Source organism: Marinobacter shunpengi (genome assembly GCF_045449715.1).
In the GTDB taxonomy this organism is placed as follows: Bacteria; Pseudomonadota; Gammaproteobacteria; order Pseudomonadales; family Oleiphilaceae; genus Marinobacter.
Genome location: NZ_JBJJLA010000009.1, coordinates 305,129 through 325,499, shown reverse-complemented (window position 1 = coordinate 325,499; position 20,371 = coordinate 305,129). Strand labels below are relative to the sequence as shown.

The 20,371-nt window shown below is 65.0% G+C and carries 16 protein-coding genes and 1 riboswitch; of the genes, 12 read left to right on the top strand and 4 right to left on the bottom strand.

What is annotated here, in order from left to right; translation table 11 throughout:
• Positions 1–12 precede the first annotated feature (12 nt).
• The 6 genes from ACJO3T_RS04580 (at position 13) to msrA (ending at position 5,931) form a co-directional block, all read left to right on the top strand.
• On the top strand, positions 13–987 hold the full coding sequence (locus ACJO3T_RS04580) for an NAD(P)H-dependent flavin oxidoreductase (protein ID WP_406977921.1): 975 nt from the start codon (positions 13–15) through the stop codon (positions 985–987).
• 13 nt (positions 988–1,000) lie between these two features.
• Positions 1,001–1,897, top strand: a complete 897-nt coding sequence (locus ACJO3T_RS04575) for an SMP-30/gluconolactonase/LRE family protein (RefSeq protein WP_406965838.1) — start codon at positions 1,001–1,003, stop codon at positions 1,895–1,897.
• Between the two features lie 196 nt (positions 1,898–2,093).
• Positions 2,094–2,375 (top strand): hypothetical protein, encoded by a 282-nt coding sequence (locus tag ACJO3T_RS04570; RefSeq protein ID WP_406977920.1) that lies wholly within the window; start codon positions 2,094–2,096, stop codon positions 2,373–2,375.
• Between the two features lie 11 nt (positions 2,376–2,386).
• Complete coding sequence (locus ACJO3T_RS04565; RefSeq protein WP_406977919.1) at positions 2,387–3,088, top strand: winged helix-turn-helix domain-containing protein; 702 nt, start codon at positions 2,387–2,389, stop codon at positions 3,086–3,088.
• Between the two features lie 3 nt (positions 3,089–3,091).
• Complete coding sequence (locus tag ACJO3T_RS04560; protein ID WP_406977918.1) at positions 3,092–4,579, top strand: sensor histidine kinase; 1,488 nt, start codon at positions 3,092–3,094, stop codon at positions 4,577–4,579.
• Positions 4,580–4,737: 158 nt separating this feature from the next.
• Positions 4,738–5,931 (top strand): peptide-methionine (S)-S-oxide reductase MsrA, encoded by a 1,194-nt coding sequence (gene msrA / locus ACJO3T_RS04555; protein WP_406965842.1) that lies wholly within the window; start codon positions 4,738–4,740, stop codon positions 5,929–5,931.
• A 6-nt stretch (positions 5,932–5,937) separates the two neighbouring features.
• Here the strand turns inward: msrA and ACJO3T_RS04550 are convergent, their stop codons facing one another.
• A complete protein-coding gene (locus tag ACJO3T_RS04550; protein WP_406977917.1) occupies positions 5,938–6,672 on the bottom strand; it encodes a 3'-5' exonuclease in 735 nt (244 codons plus the stop codon).
• A gap of 43 nt (positions 6,673–6,715) precedes the next feature.
• Positions 6,716–8,587 carry a DUF294 nucleotidyltransferase-like domain-containing protein gene (locus ACJO3T_RS04545; RefSeq protein WP_406965845.1) on the bottom strand — a complete coding sequence of 624 codons (1,872 nt, stop codon included), beginning with the start codon at positions 8,585–8,587 and terminating at the stop codon, positions 6,716–6,718.
• 103 nt (positions 8,588–8,690) lie between these two features.
• Between ACJO3T_RS04545 and cobU the strand changes: the two genes are divergently transcribed.
• Entirely contained in the window at positions 8,691–9,230 is a 540-nt protein-coding gene (cobU, locus tag ACJO3T_RS04540; protein ID WP_406977916.1) for a bifunctional adenosylcobinamide kinase/adenosylcobinamide-phosphate guanylyltransferase, read from the top strand.
• On the opposite strand, the gene ACJO3T_RS04535 is transcribed toward cobU, so the two are convergent.
• A complete protein-coding gene (locus ACJO3T_RS04535) occupies positions 9,223–9,840 on the bottom strand; it encodes a histidine phosphatase family protein (protein ID WP_406977915.1) in 618 nt (205 codons plus the stop codon). The two genes, cobU and ACJO3T_RS04535, sit on opposite strands and share 8 nt — an antisense overlap.
• Positions 9,837–10,886 carry a nicotinate-nucleotide--dimethylbenzimidazole phosphoribosyltransferase gene (gene cobT, locus ACJO3T_RS04530; protein ID WP_406977931.1) on the bottom strand — a complete coding sequence of 350 codons (1,050 nt, stop codon included), beginning with the start codon at positions 10,884–10,886 and terminating at the stop codon, positions 9,837–9,839. Before cobT ends, ACJO3T_RS04535 begins: the two co-directional genes overlap by 4 nt.
• A gap of 145 nt (positions 10,887–11,031) precedes the next feature.
• Here cobT and cbiB point away from each other — a divergent pair, with 145 nt between their 5' ends.
• The 5 genes from cbiB (at position 11,032) to ACJO3T_RS04505 (ending at position 20,367) form a co-directional block, all read left to right on the top strand.
• Entirely contained in the window at positions 11,032–11,961 is a 930-nt protein-coding gene (gene cbiB, locus ACJO3T_RS04525; RefSeq protein WP_406966177.1) for an adenosylcobinamide-phosphate synthase CbiB, read from the top strand.
• The gene (gene cobD / locus ACJO3T_RS04520) at positions 11,958–12,995 is read left to right on the top strand and encodes a threonine-phosphate decarboxylase CobD (RefSeq protein ID WP_406977914.1); all 1,038 of its coding nucleotides are present in this window, start codon (positions 11,958–11,960) and stop codon (positions 12,993–12,995) included. The genes cbiB and cobD overlap by 4 nt, the downstream gene beginning before the upstream one ends.
• A riboswitch (cobalamin riboswitch) is annotated at positions 12,996–13,230 on the top strand.
• Between the two features lie 151 nt (positions 13,231–13,381).
• A complete protein-coding gene (locus tag ACJO3T_RS04515) occupies positions 13,382–15,241 on the top strand; it encodes a TonB-dependent receptor domain-containing protein (protein ID WP_406977913.1) in 1,860 nt (619 codons plus the stop codon).
• 27 nt (positions 15,242–15,268) lie between these two features.
• Positions 15,269–19,474, top strand: a complete 4,206-nt coding sequence (locus ACJO3T_RS04510) for a cobaltochelatase subunit CobN (RefSeq protein ID WP_406977912.1) — start codon at positions 15,269–15,271, stop codon at positions 19,472–19,474.
• Positions 19,468–20,367, top strand: a complete 900-nt coding sequence (locus tag ACJO3T_RS04505; RefSeq protein WP_406977911.1) for a cobalamin-binding protein — start codon at positions 19,468–19,470, stop codon at positions 20,365–20,367. Before ACJO3T_RS04510 ends, ACJO3T_RS04505 begins: the two co-directional genes overlap by 7 nt.
• The last annotated feature ends 4 nt before the right edge of the window (positions 20,368–20,371 follow it).

Below are 20,371 nucleotides of genomic sequence, written 5' to 3'. Positions count from 1 at the left end.
CAGGGGCGTTCCATGAAGACAAGAATCACTGAACTCTTTGGCATCGAGCATCCGATCATCCAGGGCGGCATGCACTGGGTCGGCTACGCGGAGCTGGCGGCCGCCGTCTCCAATGCCGGCGGCCTGGGCATCCTCACTGCGCTGACCCAGCCCACCCCGGAAGATCTGGCGAAGGAAATCGCCCGTTGCAAGGAAATGACCGACAAGCCCTTCGGCGTCAACCTGACGTTCCTGCCGTCCTTCAAGGAACCCCCCTATCCGGAATACATCCAGGCCATTATCGACGGCGGCGTGAAGATCGTTGAAACCGCCGGTCGCAGCCCGGAGAAGTATATGCCTCTGCTTAAAGAGCACGGCATCAAGGTCATCCACAAGTGCACCTCCGTGCGCCATGCCCTCAAAGCCCAGAAGATCGGCTGTGACGCGGTGAGTGTCGACGGTTTCGAGTGCGGCGGTCATCCGGGCGAGGACGACATCCCCAACTTCATCCTGCTGCCCCGGGCGGCCGAGGAACTGGAGATTCCGTTCGTCGCCTCCGGTGGTATGGCCGATGCCCGCAGCCTGGTGGCGGCAATGGCCCTGGGGGCCGACGGCATGAACATGGGCACCCGTTTCCTGGCCACCCGGGAGGCCCCGGTCCACGATCGCGTCAAGGAAACCATCGTCGAGTCCGATGAGCTGCAGACCCGCCTGGTGATGCGCCCGCTGCGTAACACCGAGCGTGTGATGAAGAACGCCGCCGTCGATGAGATCCTTCGCATCGAAAACGAGAAGGGTGCCGACACCCAGATCGACGATATCCGCCACCTGGTCACCGGCGCCAAGGGCAAGATGGTGCTGCACGAAGGCAAGATGGACGAAGCCGCCTGGAGCTGCGGTATGGTAGCCGGCCTGATCCATGATGTGCCATCCTGTGAGGAACTGATCAACCGCATCATGAGCGAGGCGGACGAGATTATCCGTGGTCGCCTGATGGGCAGCCTCTAAGGGAGATGGAACCATGGCAGACGTAAACCTGCTCACTGACGGTGGCCGCTTTTTCGAGGGCCCCCGCTGGCGGGATGACCGCTGGTGGGTATCGGATTTCTACCGTCATGCCATCTACACGGTGACCATGGACGGCCTGGTGGAGAAAGTGGCGGATGTGCCCCAGCAGCCATCCGGCCTGGGCTGGCTGCCGGACGACTCGCTGCTCTATGTCTCCATGGTGGACCGGAAGGTCATGCGCCGGACGCCGGATGGGGCGGTATCGGAATACGCCGACCTGTCCGGCTATGCCACCGGTCATGTCAATGACCTGGTGGTGGCCAACGATGGCAATGTCTGGGTCGGTAACTTCGGTTTTGACCTGATGGCCGGCGCCGACCTGGAACCGGCCAAACTGGTGCGGATTGCCCCCGACGGCAAGCTCAGCGTCGCGGCGGAGGATCTCTACTTCCCCAACGGCATGGTGATCACGCCTGACCAGAAGACCCTGGTGGTGGGTGAGACTTTCGGCAACCGCATGACGGCCTTCACCATTGCCGACGATGGCGAGTTGTATGACCGTCGTGACTGGGCGGAATTCGGCTCGCGGCCTTCACCCGGCCCCCGTGCCGATATGCTCAAGCAGCTCAGTATCGGCCCGGACGGTTGCGGTATGGACGCCGAGGGCCAGATCTGGATCGCCGACGCCTTCAACCAGCGCTGCATCCGTGTGGCGGAAGGCGGGGAGATCACCGACGAGATCAAGGCCCCGGACGGCCTGGGCGTCTTTGCCTGCATGCTGGGGGACACCGATGGCCGAACACTGCTGATGTGCTGCGCCCCGGACTCCTCCGCCAAGCGTCGCAAGCAGGCTGAGGAAGCCGCCCTCTACACCGCCCGGGTGTCGGTGCCCCACGCCGGCAATCCCTGAACGGTAATGCCGGAACATCACGCCAGCTTCCACCCCCGGGGCTGGCGTGATGCTTTCCTCTGGCGTGATACATTTGTGATAAAACACGGACACACTGTTTAATCGACTGTGAGGAAGCCGTGACGGGGTCTCTCCATACTCGGTTGTCGAAACGGGCAAACGCCTGATTCACCACCCTGACCTCAAGGAGAGCACCATGAAAACCCTCGCACTGACCTTCACCCTGCTGCTGGCCACCCTGTCCACCCATGCCCTGGCGGGCGACATGGAAAAAGACGCCATGGGTGACGACATGATGGACGACAAGGCCATGCATGACGAAACCATGAACGACGACGGCATGATGGGCAACGACCATGGCGACGACATGATGAAAAAGGACGACGCCATGTCTGATGACAGCATGATGGACGACGACCATGGCAAGACTTCCATGGACGACGATGCCATGATGGAAGACTCCATGGACGACCAATAACGGAGCGACACTTGAGCCGTACGGTACTGATCATCGAGGATAGTCCCGGCATTGCCGAGCTGGTGCGGATGCATATCCAGGACCTGGGCATGCATCCGGTGCTGGCGGACCGGGGCGACACCGGCCTGGAGCGTTTCCGGGAGGGTGGGGTGGACCTGGTTATCCTCGACCTGATGCTGCCCGGCCTGGACGGGCTGACGGTGTGCCGTGAAATCAGGGCCGGTACCGACTATGTGCCGGTGCTGATGCTCACCGCCAAGAGCACCGAGCTGGACCGGGTGCTGGGCCTGGAAATGGGTGCCGATGACTACCTCACCAAGCCCTTCAGCGTGGCCGAGCTGGCCGCCCGGGTGAAGGCACTGTTTCGCCGCGTGGACGCGATGTCGAAACGGGACGCCTCCGCCGGACCGGACGAGGAAATCGTGCGTGGCGGCCTCCGGATCGACCCGGCCCGGCGACGGGTGGACGTCCATGGCGAGGCCATCGACCTGACCGCCCGGGAATTCGACCTGCTCTGGCATTTCGCCGCCAACCCGGGCCGGGTGTTCAGCCGCAGCCAGTTGCTGGATGCCGTCTGGGGCTATAACCACGACGGCTATGAACATACCGTCAATACCCACATCAACCGCCTGCGCGGCAAGATTGAGCGCGACCCCGCCCACCCCGAGTTCGTGGAAACCGTCTGGGGCGTCGGTTACCGGCTGCGGGATTGAATGATGCGCAATAGTCTGTTTGCCCGGCTCTCCCTTGGCCTCTTCCTGCTGCTGCTGGCGGTGGGGGTGTTGTTCACCCTGTTGGGTCTGGCCTCCCTGAAACAGTACAACGCCTCCCTGGACCAGGAGCTGAACCGGGACCTGGCCAAACGGCTGGTGGCGGACCGTAACCTGGTGGCCGACGGTGAGCTGGACCAGCAGGCGCTGAAAGCCCTGTTCGAGCTCTACATGACCATCAATCCCAGCATCGAGATCTACCTGCTGGATACCGATGGCCGCATCCTGTCCTACTCCGCCGACCCCAGCAAGATCAAGCGTAACCGGGTGTCCCTGGACCCCATCCACCGGCTGCTCGGTGACATGGCGGAATACCCGGTACTGGGTGACGACCCCCGCAGCCACGACCGCCGCAAGGTATTCTCCGTCACCCCGGTGCCCTCCGAGGAACGGCGGGAAGGCTACCTGTACGTGGTGCTCCGGGGCGAGGAATACGACGCCGCCGAGGCCATGGCCCGCAGTGGCCATTATATGGAGATGGCCGCCTGGGCCATGGGGGTGAGCCTGGTGGTGGTACTGCTGGCGGGGCTGGCCATCTTCCGCCTGCTGACCCGGCGCCTGACCCGTCTGACCGGGCTGGTGGCGGAGTTCGAGCACAGCGATATGAGCCGGGAGCCGAGGAAAACCTGGCGCCAGCAGCGACCGGTGATCCGGGACGAGATCGACTACCTGGGGGCCACCTTCGACGACATGGCCAGCCGCATCACCTCCCAGATCCGGCAACTCCAGGACAAGGACGCCCAGCGACGGCGGCTGGTGGCCCAGGTATCCCACGACCTGCGTACGCCGCTGGCGTCCATGCAGGGCTACATCGAGAGCCTGCGCCTGCGTTCCGAACGTCTGACCCCGGAGGAGCGCGAAGCCTTCCTGGATATCGCCCTGCGGGAAAGCCGTCGCCTGGGCCGGCTGGTGGACGAACTGTTCGAACTGGCCTCCCTGGAAGCCTGTGAACGACAGCCGGAGGCGGAACCCTTCGCCCTGGCGGAGCTGGTCCATGATGTGGTCCAGAAACACCAGCAGGAAGCCGCACGCCGTGATGTCACCCTGACCGTCACCGGTGATCCGGCGATGCCCCTGGCCATTGGTGACGTGGCCATGACCGAGCGTGTGCTGGACAACCTGATCGGCAATGCCCTGGCCTACAGCCCGGAAGGGGGCACCGTGGAACTGGCCCTGGCCGGTGGCAACCTGCCGGCGGTGGCCGTGCGTGACACCGGCCCGGGTATTCCGGAGCGGGATCTGCCCCACGTCTTCGACCCCTTCTTCCGGGGCAACCAGGAAGCCGCCCGGGGCGAAGGACTCCATGCCGGACTGGGTCTGGCCATTGCCCGGCGCATCATGACCCTGCAAAAGGGGGATATCCGGGCCGGTAACCGTGCCGGTGGTGGTGCCGAATTCCGGATCGTGTTGCCGCGTAGACTCCCAGGTCAGTGACATGCCCGCCGCCGGTACGAGAGTCATCGTTCATCGTTATGAATTCGTAACAACTCCGGGAACAAGGCGTTAGGGCTGGCCCTCATACTAATACCTCGCCTGGTTAATTCATTAACCAGAGTGGATACCAGCAGGGTCATTGTTAAGGAGGCATTAAGATGAAACGCATTATACTAGCCACCCTGGTTGCGGTACCGCTGGCACTGGCGGCCGTGTCATCCGCGGTCCTGGCCCAGCGGGGCAACGACTCCGCCCATGCCCCGGATGACCCCGACCTGGCCGTGGCTACCTTTGCCGGTGGCTGCTTCTGGTGTGTGGAGGCGGGCTTTGAGAAGATTCCCGGTGTGGTGGAGGCGGTTTCCGGCTATGCCGGCGGCAGCGAACCCTCACCCACCTATGAGCAGGTGTCCTCCGGTCGCACCGGCCATACCGAAGCGGTCCAGGTCTACTACGATCCGGACGAGATGACCTATGAAGGGCTGCTGGAAGGCTTCTGGCGTTTTATGGACCCCACCGACGCCGACGGCCAGTTTGTGGACCGTGGTAAACAGTACCGCCCGGCCATCTTCTACCACGACGAGGAACAGCAACGGCTGGCGGAGGCCTCCAAACAGGCCCTGGCGGACTCCGGGCGTTATGACAAGCCGGTGGTGATCGAAATCACCGAACTGGACCGGTTCTACGAGGCCGAGGACTACCACCAGGACTATTACAAGAAGAATCCGATCCGCTACAAGGTGTACACCTTCAACAGCGGTCGCTTCCAGTTCATTGATGAGTACTGGACGGAAGAGGAGCAGGACCTGGATTTCTCCCGCTTCCAGCCGGGCGCGGACAGCGCCAGTAACAGTGCGGGTGGTTCGGCGGCAGCCAGCCGGATTGTTACCGGCCCCGGTTTTGACCCGGAAACCTTCACCCTGCCGGACGACGACACCCTGCGGGAAAAACTGACCGACCTGCAGTACGAGGTCACCCGGGAAGACGGCACCGAACGGGCCTTCGACAATACCTACTGGGACAACAAGGAGCCGGGCCTGTACGTGGATATCATCTCCGGCGAGCCGCTGTTCTCCTCGCGGGACAAGTACAAGTCGGGCACCGGTTGGCCCAGCTTCACGCGGCCTATCACACCGGATGCCGTGGTGGAGAAAGAGGACAACACCCTGTGGATGACCCGTACCGAAATCCGTAGCGTCCATGCCGACTCCCATGTGGGTCACGTGTTCAGTGACGGTCCGCCGCCCACTGGTCTGCGTTACTGCATGAACTCCGCCGCCATGGCGTTCATTCCCCTGGATGAGATGGAAGCAGCCGGCTATGGCGAGTATATCGACCGGGTACGGGAAGAGTAGGCCCGGTTACAGCCAGAGGTCCTTGACCGGTGTTTCCGGCGAGAAGTGATAGCGGATCTGCGCCTGAAGCAGCTCGGCGGTGGCAATGGCATCTATCAGGGCATTATGGCCGGGATAGTGGGGCAGGTGATAACGCAGCCGGCTGTCTGGCAGGCGGATGGACACCGGCTTCTTTCCCAGTATCTGCTGCCAGCGGGTGGGGTTGCGGTTCGGGTTCAGGTGGGCCTCGATGGCCATGGTATCGATAACCGGGAACTGGATTCCCTCCTGCAGACGCCATCGCATGGCCACGTCGAAGAAGGGGCGCTCGATGGCGCGGTAGTGCACCACCACGATCCGGCCCGCCAGGGCTGGCAGCAGCTCGGACAGTATCTCCCCGAAGTCCGGTGCGTGCTCAATGTCGGAATGGGTGATGCCGTGGATGGTCACGGATTCCCGGTGCAGCGGCAGTGGCGGTCGGACCACCCAGTGCCGGGCCCCCGACAGGTGGATCCGGTTCAGGGTGAAGGGCACCAGGCCAACACTGACAATAGAGTGCTCATCCGGGTCCAGGCCGGTGGTCTCAAAGTCCAGGGCCGCCATCGGCACATCCGACATGGGCGTGGCCGGCGCCACGCAGCCTGCCTCGTAATAGGTCTTCAGGTGCGGGTCACGGGTGTCCGCGGCCAGTGCCGCCATCCGGTCCGGCCAGTCCGTGCTGGCAAGGTCGTCCGTACTGTGTTCGCTTTCCTGCCTGTTCATGGTCCTCCTGTTATCGGGTGTCCGGCCGGGTACACGAAAGGGCCTAGCGGGGCATGTTGGCGTTGTAGCGGTAGCGGAGGAATTTCTGTGCCTGGCTGACAATCTGGAAGGCGTCCTTCAGGTGGCTGCGTTCGAACGGCGACAGGTCTTCCGGGCGCACGTTGTTGTCCGGTTCACGGCCGTCTTCCATGGCCAGGGCCTGGTGGCGGATACGCACAATGGCAATGAATTCCAGGGCATCCCGCAGGTTGCCGACACCGTCGTCCGGCAACAGTCGTGTCCTGGCGATGTCGCCAAGCCGGGTGAAGGAGTTTTGCCGGCGGGAGCCGCAGGCCAGGGCGTGAACCCGGATAAGGTCAGAGACCGGCGCCGTGCCCCGGCGCTTGAGGTTGAAGGTCTTGCGCTGCCTGCCGCCCTCTTCAAGCATGAACTGACGGAAAAAGCCCAGTGGTGGCGTGCGGTTAATGGCGTTACGGGCCATCATTGCCAGGAAGCGCTGACTGTTCTGGGCCTTGGTGGCAATCAGGTCCTGCAGTGCCTTGGCGTAGCTCATTTCACCGTGTACCCCGTCCAGGTCAAAGAAAATGTTGCTGTTCAGCAGGGCCTCCGCCTTGGGGTTCTCGATCCAGTCGGTGAAATAGTCCTTCCAGACCGACAGCGGCTGGCGCCACTGTTTGTTGGTTGCCATGATATCGCCGGTGCAATAGGCATAGCCGCATTGCGCCAGGCCATCGCTGACAAACTTGGCCAGGGCGAGGAAATACTCGTCATGCTGTTTGGGGTCGAAACTGTCATCCAGCACCATGGCGTTGTCCTGGTCGGTGACGATCAACTGTTCATCCCGGGCCATGGAGCCCAGCGCCAGAAAGCAGTAAGGCACCGGCGGTGGTCCCAGTTTTTCCTCCCCCAGTTCCAGCAGGCGTTGGGTGAAGCTGCGACCGATACCGGCCATGGCGCTACCAATCATGTGGGAGTTGGCGTCCTCGTGGACCATGCGGATGAAGCTGGCCTTCACATCCTTGCTGACGGCCTTCAGCCCCTCCACATCCTGCTGGCGATAGATGTTGCTGACCACGTACAGGCTGTTCTGGGACTCGTACTTCATGATGTCCGACAGGGCGATGACACCCCGGGGTTTGCCGTTCTCCATCACCGGCAGGTGGTGCACATTGTTGTGCAGCATCATCAGCATGGCCTCGAAAATATAGGCATCGGCACGAATGGTGATCAGCTCCCGGGACATGATGTCGGCGACGGGCGTTTCCGAGGGCAGGGCATCGGCCACGGCACGGGTACGCAGGTCCCGGTCGGTGATGATGCCCACCAGGTCTCCCTCATGCTCGCCGCTGCCTTCCACCAGTGGCAGCGCCGACACGCGCTCCCGGGTCATGATGTGGGCGGCTTCCTGCAGGCGGACGGTGGAGGCGGCCATGACCGGTTCCCGGTTGATCAGCCGGGATACCCGCGAGGTCATCAGCTCATTGCCCTGCTGTGACCGGTTCATGGCAGCCCGCAGGCGGCTCTGGTCCTCGACTTCCACATAGTCGGCAAACCCATCCTGGGTGTTGAACAGCTGCTGGAACACCGGCTTGGGGATCAGGTAAATCAGGGTGTCCTCGATCGCGGTGGCGGGAAACCGGACCTGCATGCCCATAAGCAGGCCGGTATGGGCAAAAATCTCGCCCTCCCCGAGCCGGTTGTAGAGTTCTCCCGAGCGCCGGTAAAGTTCAACCGCCCCGCTGCGGATGTAGTGCAGGTCGGTGTTCTGCTGGCCCAGTTCCAGAATCCGGGAGCCGGCGCGGAAGTAGGCAATTTCGATGCTGCCGGCGATGTCGTCCAGCACGGACTCGGGCAGCTCGTCGAAGGGGGCATGCTGCTGCATGTGATTCCGGATGTCGATCAGTTCCGCTTGCATTGTCGGGCCTGTAATCCTGTACTGACGAACGGGTTTTCATAAGACTGCCTGGCATGCCAAGGCTACTTTACGCAATATAGCAGGACACCATGGGGAGCTGCGAATGAGCAATTTGGCCAATAAGACACTGGTGCTTGGGGGTGTCAGATCCGGCAAGTCAGCGCTGGCGGAACGGCTGGCGGAACGGCTGGCGGGCCAGGCCGGGGTGCCGGTGGTCTATCTGGCAACCGCCACCGCGGGTGATGACGAGATGGCGGACCGCATTGCCCGGCACCAGCAGCAGCGGCCTGACGACTGGGGACTGGTGGAGGAGCCGGTGGACCTGGCGGCGGTGCTGCAGGCCCCGGGAGAACGGCAGCCCGCCCCCGGACTGCTCATTGACTGTATGAGCCTTTGGATGAACAACCTGCTGCAGGAGCCGCAACACCGGTTTGCCGGCCATCGCCGGGCCTTCCTGGATGCCCTGGCGGGCTACCCGGGCCCGGTGGTGATAGTCAGTAACGAAGTGGGGCTGGGTATCATCGGCATGGATTCGCTCACCCGGCGCTTTGCCGATGAGCTGGGGTGGCTCAACCAGGACCTGGCCAGCCGTTGCGACCGGGTGATCATGAGTGTCGCCGGGCTGGAGCTGCCCCTCAAGTGATAGGGTTATCGAGCGATCCGTGGCTGAGCAGACAGGCCAACCGGCCGTGGGGTGACTCGTCCAGCCGGATGCGGCTGCGGCTGGCATAGGGCACCGCCACTGTGCGGAAGGCGGCGTCCAGGGGTGTTTCCAGGATGTCCGCGAGTATCATGCGGATAACCCCGCCATGGCACACCATCAGTATTCTCTTTCCGGCCAATTGCCGGTTCCAGTGGTGCCAGGCTTCCATCACCCGTGCCCGGAACGCTGCCAGGGATTCACCGCCGGGGGGTGGATGGTCCACCGGATTGTCCCAGAAGCGTTGCAGGGCTTCGCCCCAGGTGGCCATGACCTGGGGCGTGGTGTGGCCTTCCCAGTCGCCGAACCCGATCTCCCGCAGGCGTGGCTCGGTGTGAAGGGGAACCCCGAGGCGCTCCGCCTGTTCCCGGGCGAACACTGCACACCGCAGCAGGGGGGAGGCGACAATCGCGTCCCAGTGCTCCCCGTCATTCAACGCCCCGCGCATCTGGCGCCACCCGGTCTCACTCAGGGGGTGGTCGGTCTGGCCACGGAACATGGGACCACCCTCCGGCTCGCCGTGGCGGATCAGGTCAATCAGGGTTGTGGTCATGAACGGTTACTCACACCGGCATCGTCGAAGGTGGCCATGGCGTTATGCAGGGCACAGGCAGAGCGTAACAGGGGCACGGCGACGGCGGCGCCACTGCCTTCCCCCAGGCGCATGCCCAGGTCCAGCAGGGGCGTGGCCTCCAGGGCATCGAGTACCCGTTGGTGGCCGGGTTCCGCGGAGCGATGGCCGAACAGCAGCCAGTCCCGCACCCGGGGTTGCTGGCGCACCGCCACCAGAGCGGCGGTGGACACGATAAAGCCGTCAACCAGTACCGGAATCCGTCGTTGCGCGGCGCCCAGGATGGCCCCGGTGAGAGCGGCGATCTCCAGGCCGCCCAGGGATCGGAGTACCGCCAGCGGATCGCGATCCTGGCCATGGCGGGCCAGGGCGCGGGTGACCACCTCGGCCTTGTGGCTCAGTCCCTGTGCGTCCAGGCCGGTGCCTGGCCCGACCAGGTGCTGTGGGGCCTCGTCCAGTAAGGCGCAGGCCAGGGCCGCGGCGGAGGTGGTGTTACCGATGCCCATGTCGCCGCCGATAAACAGGTGGGCCCCAGCGTCCGAAGCCCGCCCGGCAGCGTCATCTCCCGCAGCCAGGGCGGCCATTACCTGGGCATTCGTCATGGCGGGCTCCCGGGCCAGGTTGGCGGTGCCCGGGGCGATGGGCTGGTTGCGTACGCCATCCAACGGGCCTTGCAGCGGATTGACCGTGCCCAGGTTGACCACGTCCAGGCTGGCGCGCAGTTCCCTGGCCAGCACGCTGATGGCCGCGCCGCCACCGGCGAAGTTGGCCACCATCTGTGCCGTTACCGCCTGGGGAAAGGCGGAGATGCCTTCTTCACAGACACCGTGGTCGGCGGCAAATACGGTGATGGCAATGCCGTCCATCTCTGGCCGGTCGCTCCCCTGCAGGGCGCAGAGTGTCACCGCCAGGGACTCCAGCTGTCCCAGTGAGCCGGGAGGCTTGGTCAGCACCGCCTGCCGCTGCAGGCCCCGGTCGCGGGCCCCGGTGTCCGGTTGCGGGGGTGGCGTGGTCCAGGCAGGAGGCAGGGTCATGGTGGTCGTCCGTCATTGATCAGGGGTGAAAATGGTCGGATGTGCGCCGGTCAGTGTCAAGAAGGCCTCCGCCTGACGTAGACTGTGACTCTTTTATGGACTCTTTATATAGATACGGGGAATCAGGCGATTGAACGGGATGATCGAGCCGGCGCTGGTGTGTGCGGTGGCGCTGCTGTTGGACCAGGTGCTGGGCGAGCCCCGTCGCTGGCACCCGGTGGTGGGCTTTGGCACCCTGGCGTCCCGGCTGGAATGGCGCCTTAACAGGAACCCCGGCGCCGGTTTCTGGCGGGGGTTGCTGGCAGTGACGGTGCTGATCGTTCCCCTGACCCTGATTGCCTGGCTGATGGTCTGCCTGGCCCCGTCGTGGCTGGTGCCGGTGCTGGAGGCGGTCGGGTTGTGGCTCGCCCTGTCCCTGCGGGGGCTGCGGGAGCACGGGCTGGCCGTGGTGGCACCACTGGAGCGCCACGACCTGGACGGTGCGCGCCAGGCAGTGGGCGGTATTGTCAGCCGCAATGCCCGGCGGCTGGATGAACAGGGCGTAGCCACCGCCGCCACCGAATCCATGCTGGAGAACGGTGCCGACGCCGTCTTCGCCAGCCTGTTCTGGTTCCTGCTGGCCGGGCTGCCCGGGGTGGTGCTGCATCGCATGGTGAACACCCTGGATGCCATGTGGGGCTACCGCAATGAACGGTTCCTGACCTTTGGACGGGTGGCGGCCCGCCTGGACGATGTCATGAACTGGGTGCCGGCAAGGCTGACCGCGTTGACCTATGCCCTGCTGGGGGATACCCGCCAGGCCCTGCGGTGCTGGCGGACCCAGGCCGGTGCCTGGGAGAGCCCCAATGCCGGGCCGGTGATGGCGGCGGGCGCCGGCGCTCTCAATATTACCCTGGGTGGTCCGGCGCCCTACGGTGACCGGCTTCGCCCGCGCCCGATACTGGGGGCCGGCAGGGCGGCCACCGCCGGTTCGATTCGTGGGGCACTGGCGCTGGTCACCCGGGGCGCCTGGCTCTGGGTGGCGCTGCTGGGATTCGGTGCCATGATGTTCACGGGAGGTAACGGATGAGCGCGATATCCACCCATGGCGGGCGTCTGATCGAGGCGGCCCGTCGCTGGGGTATTCCACTGGACCACTGGCTGGACCTGTCCACCGGCATCAACCGGCAGGGCTGGAAGGTGCCGCCGTTGCCGGATCACCTGTGGCGTCAGCTTCCCGAGGACGACGACGGCCTGGATAGCGTGCTGCGTGGCTGGAGCCGGGCCCCCGGCAATGCCGGCTGTCTGCCGGTGCCTGGCAGTCAGGCGGCCATCCAGGCCCTGCCGTTGCTGCGCTCCCCCTGCCGGGTGGGCGTGCCCGCCCCCGGATTCGAGGAACACGCCCGCTGCTGGGCCCTGGCCGGACACCAGGTGGTGCCCGTGGGTCTGGCGCAGGTGGAAGCCGGTGATGACTGGCTGCGTGAGCTGGACGTGATGGTATGGATCAACCCCAATAACCCCACCGGCATGACAATCTCCCGGGAACGGTTGCTGGACTGGCATGCCGATCTGGTGGGCCGCGACGGCTGGCTGGTGGTGGATGAGGCCTTTGCCACCAGCTATCGGGGCATCAGCCTGGTGCCCATGTCCTCCGCGCCGGGGTTGGTGGTGCTGCAATCCCTGGGCAAGTTCTTCGGACTGGCCGGGGTGCGTGCGGGGGCGGTCTTCGCGGAACCGGCGATCACCGGCGCCCTGGCGGCCCGGCTGGGGCCCTGGTCGCTGAGTTCACCGGCCCGTTACATCATGGCCCGGGCCCTCAAGGATACCCTCTGGCAACAGCGGACGGCGGAGCGACTGCAGGCGGACAGTGAACGGCTCGACCGGTTACTGCAGGAGGCTGGCCTGCCCGCCACCCGGGGAACCATCCTGTTCCGCTACCTGGAACATCCGAAGGCGCAGATCATGGCGGATTTCCTGGCCGGTCGCGGTATCCTGGTTCGCTATTTCGACAACCCGCCGGCGCTGCGTATCGGCCTGCCCGGCGACGTTTTCGAGTGGGAGCGGCTGGAGCGAACCCTGCAACACCTGATGAATGTCGTTGACCAGCACAGGTCGGGTTGCTAGCCTGTTGCCCTGTTTTCAGGTATCCCGAAGCCTACTTCGGGTGAAACGGGAAGTCGGTGCGCCCTCAACAGGCAAGTCCGACGCTGCCCCCGCAACGGTAATTGAGTCCGGGAGTTCCATAACCTCCCACGGATAGCCACGACGCCACTGTGCCATCGGCATGGGAAGGCGGTTATCCGGGATGCTTCGGCATCCGCTCATAAGCCCGGAGACCGGCCTGTGAACACACCTGGTGCTGCGGAGGGCGGCAATGGTGGGTGAACCGGCGCATCATTCCTGGTCTCTTGCCCCTGCCCACCCTGCCTCTGGGCCATTCCTTCCCTGACTTTCGCAGCAATGTTGTTTTCACCGTGCGGGGACGCGCGGTTAGTCAGCGAGATCCGAACATGCCTTTTTCCGATCCGGCCAGCAAGCGTCGTCTGGCGTTTCCTGCCCTTGTACTGCTCCCACTGTCCGTTACCGCCGCCGAGACAGAGGCAGACGACCCCATCTATGCCGCCATTGATCCCATTGTGGTCACCGCGACCATGGGGCCGCGCACCGTGGGGGAAAGTCTGTCTTCCGTGACCGTGATCGACGAGGACCAGATCCGCAGGCAGCAGCCGGCGGAGTTCAAGGACCTGCTGCGCAGCCAGCCGGGCATCAACGTGATCAGTAACGGCTCATTCGGCAAGAACACCAGTGTCTACACCCGGGGTACCGGCAGCGAGTCCACCATCTTCCTGGTGGATGGCATCCGCCTGCGTTCCTCCACCAGCGGTAGCGCGCCCTGGCAGTACTTTCCCGTGGATCTGGTGGACCGGGTGGAAATCGTGCGTGGGCCCCGCAGCTCCCTTTACGGCGCCGACGCCGTGGGCGGCGTGATTCAGGCCTTTACCCATGAACCGGGTCGGGACAGTCAACGGGGCTGGGTTGAAGCCGGCGCCGGCAACTTTGATACCCAGATGGGCTCCGGCGGCATTTCTGCCCGTTCAGGCAACACGCGCTTCAGCCTCAGCGGTGTGCACAAGGAAACCGACGGTACCGAGATTGTGGAAGGCGGCGATGACAAGGGCTTCCGCAATACCGCCGGTATTGCCAAGGTCACCCATGAACTGGACAACGGTGGTGAGGCGGGCCTGCTGTTGATGCAGTCCGAGGGCAACAACGAATTCGAGGGTGGCGACACCGACTATATGATCCGCCTGGCCGGCTTCCGCCTGGCGACCCCGGTGAGCGACTACTGGGACACCGCGATCCAGGTTTCTGAGTCCCGGGATGAGCAGGACAACTTCCGTGACTCCGGTGACTCGGTGTTCAACACCACCGCACGCACCGCGCGCTGGGAAAATACCGTCTACTTCAGCAGCCACGAGCTGGCCCTGGGCGCCGAACTGCTGAACGAAGAAGTCAATAGCACCACCGACTACGACGAAGACAGCCGCACCAACGCCGCTGCCTTCGGCCAGCTCCGCCTGGGCTTCGGGCCCACGGACGTGCAACTGAGCCTGCGGACAGACGATAATGAGGCCTACGACCGGGAAACCACCGGCGGCATTGCCCTCGGCCATGCCCTGGATGACTACCACCGGGTTCGCGCCAGTTACCAGACCTCCTTTCGGGCACCCACCTTCAACGATTTGTACTACCCGCTGGAAACCTACGATTTCGGCGGTTCCTACGCCGGCAATCCGGACCTGGAGCCGGAGAAGGGCGGCGCTTTCGAACTCGGCATGTCCGGTCGATATGATATCTGGTTCTGGGATGCCGCCATCTACCAGTTGGATGTGGACAATCTGATCTCCCTGGAAACCGACAACGCCGGCAATACCCGCCCGGCCAATGTCGACGACGCCCGTATTCGCGGCGTGGAACTGACGGGGGGCTTTGACTACGAAGGCTGGCGCGCCCAGGCGGCCCTGACCCTGATGGATCCCCGTGACCGGGATAGCGACAACCGTCTGCGACGCCGCAGCGCCAAACAGTTCCGCCTGGACCTGGACCGTGACTTCGCCAACTGGAGTGTCGGCGGCACACTCAACGCCGAGGGATATCGATATGACGATGCCGAGAACGAGGATCGTCTGCCTGGCTTCGGTACCCTCGACCTGCGTGCCGGCTGGCAGTTCGCCGACAACTGGTCCACCCGCCTGAGCGTGGATAACGTGCTCGACAAGGAATACGCCACCGCCCTTCGCTTTGATGGCAAGGGTTACCTGGCCGCTGGCCGTACCGCCATGCTGACCGTCCGTTACGACATCCAGTAACACGGCAACCAGGGCAGGGGAATGGCTATGAAACCGATAATGACTGCCGCCGGGGACTACCTGAAGATCCTGGCACTGTTGCTGCTGACACTGCTGGCCCCGCCGGTGGTTGGGGCGACCCTGGTGGGTGTGGTCTCGGAACGGTCCGCCGCAGAGCTGGCCGCCGGGGCGGAACGGTTTGTGGAACGCTACCCGGAGCATCGCGTGGTGCTGCGAACCCCGGAGCAACTGGCGCGCCTGGAGGACCGGGAACTGGCCGGGCTGGTGTCCGGGGCGGATGCCCTGGTGATGGCGGCAGTGTTCGGTGAACAGGTGGGCCGCCTTGCGCGGGTGGTGTCGGAGCAGGCGACAGCGCGATCATTCCCCATACTGGCCATTAACGGTGACCGGACCCTGACCCGGCTGTCGCGGCTGGGCGGCGAATCCCCGCTGGCGGAGCTGGACGACCAGGCCCTCAACGAGCTGATGGCCGCCCCGGAACCGGGCGCCGATGTGGCCCGGCACAACGCTGCCCTCAGGGAGCAGTTCCCGCAGCAGGCCTCCTGGCTGGACGGGCGCATCCTCTACCAGGGCCGCACCCCGGAACATCTGGACGCCCTGCTGCGCTGGCTTCTGGTGCAGGCGGATTACGATCTGGACGTACCCGAGCTGCCGTCCCGGTCACTGATCCGCTACTACCGCGACGGTGAGGCCATGGACGACCCTGAAGGCCTTGGCCTGCAAGCCGGGCCGGTGGTGACCCTGCTCGACCTGGACAGTGGTGATCGCCCCGGCGACCGGGCGCTGCTGGATGAAACCTGCGCCGCGCTGGAAGCCCGTGATATCCAGTGCTTTGCCGTCCTCGCCCGCTGGGGTGGCGCCAGCCTGGAGGCGGTTCGTGCCCTGCCGGAAACCGTCGGCGATGCCAGCCTGTCCGCCATCGTCAGCCTGCAGGACTTTACCGTGGGCGGCGGCGAAGGCCGTCGCCAGGTCACCGAGGCACTGGAGGCGCTGGACGTGCCGGTGATCAAGGGCCTGCGCCTGGCGTCCCGCACCCGCAACCAGTGGCAACTGTCCATCGACGGGGTGCCGGCGGACAAGGTGCACTACAAGCTGGCCATGCCGGAACTGCAGGGCGTCAGCCAGCCGCTGGTGCTGGCGGTGGCGGAGCCGGAGGAAATCCACGAACTCACCGGGGTCGCCCTGACCCTGACACGCCCGGTCCCCGAGCGCATTGAGGCCCTGTCGGAGCGACTGTCCCGCTGGCAGGTGCTGCAAAGCCGGGCCAACGAGGACAAACGGGTCGCGATCATCTACTACAACCACCCGCCGGGGCGGCAGAACATCGGCGCCGACAACCTGGATGTGCCCGCCTCGGTGTTCGAAATGCTGCACTGGCTGAAAGATGAGGGTTACGACACCGGGCCCCTGCCGGAGAGTCCCGAAGCCCTGCTTGACCGCATGCAGGCCCGGGGCGTCAACCTGACGGACGATCCCCGGTCGCTGCGGGCCATGGCGGACCAGGTGCCCCAACTCTCTGCCGACGACTATCTCACCTACTTCCATACCCTACCCACCGTGGTGCAGGAGGAACTGGTCCACGGGCCGCTGGGCTATCTCCATGCGCGGCTGGAACAGGCCCACGAGCTGGGCGAACAGGATATCGCCCTGGACCTGCTGGACCGGGGCACCGGCGACCTGCGCCACCTGGTCGAGCACCTCCAGCACCCCAACCGCCCGAAGGCCCTGGCAGAGCTGGACGAGTACGAGGCCCTGTGGCGCCAACGGCTGACCGAAGGTGGCCAGCGGGACGCCGTGATGGCCCAGCGTGAGGCGCTGGCGGACACCGGTATTCCCGGCCTGCGGGGCTGGGGCGAGGCGCCGGGTCAGTCCATGGTGGTGGACGGCAACATGGTGTTCCCGGGGCTGCGCTTCGGCAATATCTACATTGGCCCGCAACCGCCCCGGGGCTGGGAAGTGTCCGAGGAACTGCTGCACGCCAACACGACCTTTCCGCCGACCCATCAATACGTGGGCTTCTACCACTGGCTGAAGGACGACTTCCGGGCCGACGCCCTGGTCTATCTGGGCCGCCATTCCACACGGGAATTTCTGCCCCGGCGCCGGGCCGGCCTGACCACCGATGATTACCCCGATCTGCTGGGTGGCAATCTGCCGCTGATCTATCCCTACATCGTCGACGGCGTCGGCGAGGGCATCCAGGCCAAGCGCCGGGCCCTGGGCGTGATGATCAGCCACCTGACGCCACCGCTGGCCGCCACCGAACTCTATGACGACCTGCTGGAACTGCGCCAACTGGTGGAAACCTGGGAGTCCGCCTCCGAGCCGGACAGCCCGACCCGGGAACGGGCGGTGACACTGCTGCGGGAGAAGGTTCGCGACCTGGAGATCGGCGACGACCTGGAGCGTGAAATCGCCGGCGAGATGGGGCTGTCCCGGGAGGAAGTGTCCGTGGATGAGCTGTCCCCGGACCTGCTGGTCCATGAGGCGGGCCACTATGTCACCGACATGCAGGAACACTTCATGCCCCTGGGCCTGCATGTGTTCGGCAAGGACTGGACCCCGGAGCAACTGGACACCATGCTCACGTCCATGGCCGGTGAGGACGGTGAACCAGACCCGGACTGGCGTGAATGGCTGGCGGAGTCCCCGGCCAACGAGCGCGCCAGTTTCCTGGCGGCGCTGGACGGGCGGTTCGTGGCGCCGGGGCAGGGCAACGACCCGCTGCGGACCCCGGAAGTGCTGCCCACCGGGCGCAACTTCCATGCCCTGTCCGACGACCTGATTCCCACCCGCGTGGCCTGGTCCCTGGCGGAGGAACTGACCCGCAAGGCGCTGGAGAAAGACAACGGCTCCGCTGAAGACAGCGACGCCCTGGTCCTGTGGGCCTCGGATACCGTACGGGATGAAGGCGTGATGATCGCTTTCGGCATGAAACTGCTGGGTATCCGGCCGGTGTGGAACAGCCGGGGCATCGTCAAGGGGCTTGAGCGGCTGCCCGTCGGCCCCGACGAGACCCTGGCGGCCCGCCACAATGTGGTGTTCACCACCTCCGGCCTGTTCCGGGATCTGTACGGCAGTCAACTGGAATGGCTGGACCAGGCCGTCTTGATGGCACTGGATGCCTCGGCCGAGACCATCCGCCAGGAGTATCCGGCGCTGACCACGGCCCTGGATCAGGCGCTGTCGGCGTTACCGCCGGAAGTACGCCGGCCCGGCACCGAGCCGCTGGTGTTGAATGGGGTTGCCCGCCGCTGGGTGGAAGACACCCGCGCAATGATCGCCGAAGGCGTGGCCGCGGAAGAGGCCGGCACCCAGGCTTCCTACCGGGTATTCGGTGCCGCCCCCGGTGCCTACGGCGCGGGGGTTAACCGGCTGGCCTCCCGCTCCGGCGCCTGGAGCGACCGGCAACAGCTGGGTGACGCCTATCGCCGCCGCATGGGCCATGTCTACGGGATGGACCGCAATGGTGAGGCCAGCCACCAGGCGTTCGACCGCCAGTTGCAGTCGGTCGGCCATACCTACCTGGGCCGCGCCAGCTATCTGTACGGCCTGCTGGACAATGACGACGGCTTTGACTTCCAGGGCGGTCTGTCCAACGCTGTTGAGCACCTGCGGGGCGAACCTCCCCGGAACCGGGTGCTGCAATACGCCGACCCGGCCAACCCCCAGGTCAGTTCCCTGCAACGGGCGCTGGATGTGGAACTGCGGTCCCGCAACCTGAACCCGCAATGGCTGGCACCGCTGATGGAACACGGCTATGCCGGGGCCCGCACCATGGGCAGCGATTTCCTGGACAACCTCTGGGGCTGGCAGGTCACCAGCCCCCAGGTGGTGCGTTCCGGCGTGTGGGGAGACGTTAACGACGTCTACTTTCAGGACAGCCTGGATCTGGGGCTGGATGAGTTCCTGTCTCAGGGGCACAATGCCCACGTGAAAACCCATATGCAGGCCATCACCCTGCTGGCCGCCAAGCGGGGCTTCTGGGATGCTGATCCGTTCGTGCTGGACCAGCTTGCCCGTGACTTTGCCAACGGGATTATTGACCATGGCCTGCCCGGCGACGGTCACACCCGCCCGGACCACCCGCTGATGGACTGGGTGGCCGACCGGCTGGAGCCGGCCCGGCGGGAGGCCTTCAACGCCGCCCGCAAGGGCGGACCACCGCCTGAGGACAGCGGGGACAACCATTCATCATGCCAGTCAGCCGGGAGTCTGTTCGCCGCATGCTAATCCGACGATTCATGGCCGCTGCCCTGATGTGGGGGTGCGTTACCGCCCAGGCGGATGAGGTGTGCGCCACCGACGCCACCGGCCAGCGCCTGTGCCTGGACCAGCCGGCCGAACGCATCGCCGCCCTGTCCCCCGGCGCCACGGAACTGGTGTGGGCGTCAGGGGCTGGCGACAAGGTGGTGGCGGTGGTGGCCTTCAGCGACTATCCGCCGGAGGCGAAGGAGGTGAAGTCGGTTGGCAGCCATACCCGCATGGACCTGGAGGTGCTGGTCTCGCTGAAGCCGGACCTGGTGATCGGCTGGGTTACCGGCAACCCGCCGGAGCAGTTGGAAACCATCCGGGAACTGGGTATACCGGTCTTCTCCATCGAGCCCCGGAGTTTTGACGACGTCTCCCACACCATCCGGCAACTGGCGGCCCTTGCCGGCACCGAAGCCCATGGCAACAAGGTTGCCCACCACTTCCGCCGGGGCATCGCCGAGCTGGAGGCCACCTATCGGGGCGCTGAACCCGTGCCGGTGTTCTACCAGGTGTGGGAGGAACCCCTGATGACCGTGAACGATGAGCACCTGATCGGCAAGGTCATCACCCTGTGCGGTGGCGTCAATGTCTTCGGCGAGCTGGACCGGCTGGTGCCGAGGATCAGTGACGAAGCGGTACTGGCGGCCGATCCAGAGGCGATTCTCGCTGGCGGCATGGGCGAGGAGAACCGCCACTGGCTGACCCACTGGGAGCAGTACAACGAACTGACCGCCACCCGCCGCGACAACCTGTTTTTCGTGCCCCCGTCGCTGATCCAGCGCCCGACGCCGCGCATGCTTGAAGGCAGTCGGCTGTTCTGCGAGAAACTGGACGAGGCCCGGGCCCGTCGCACCGAAGTGCTCGGGGAGTAAACGA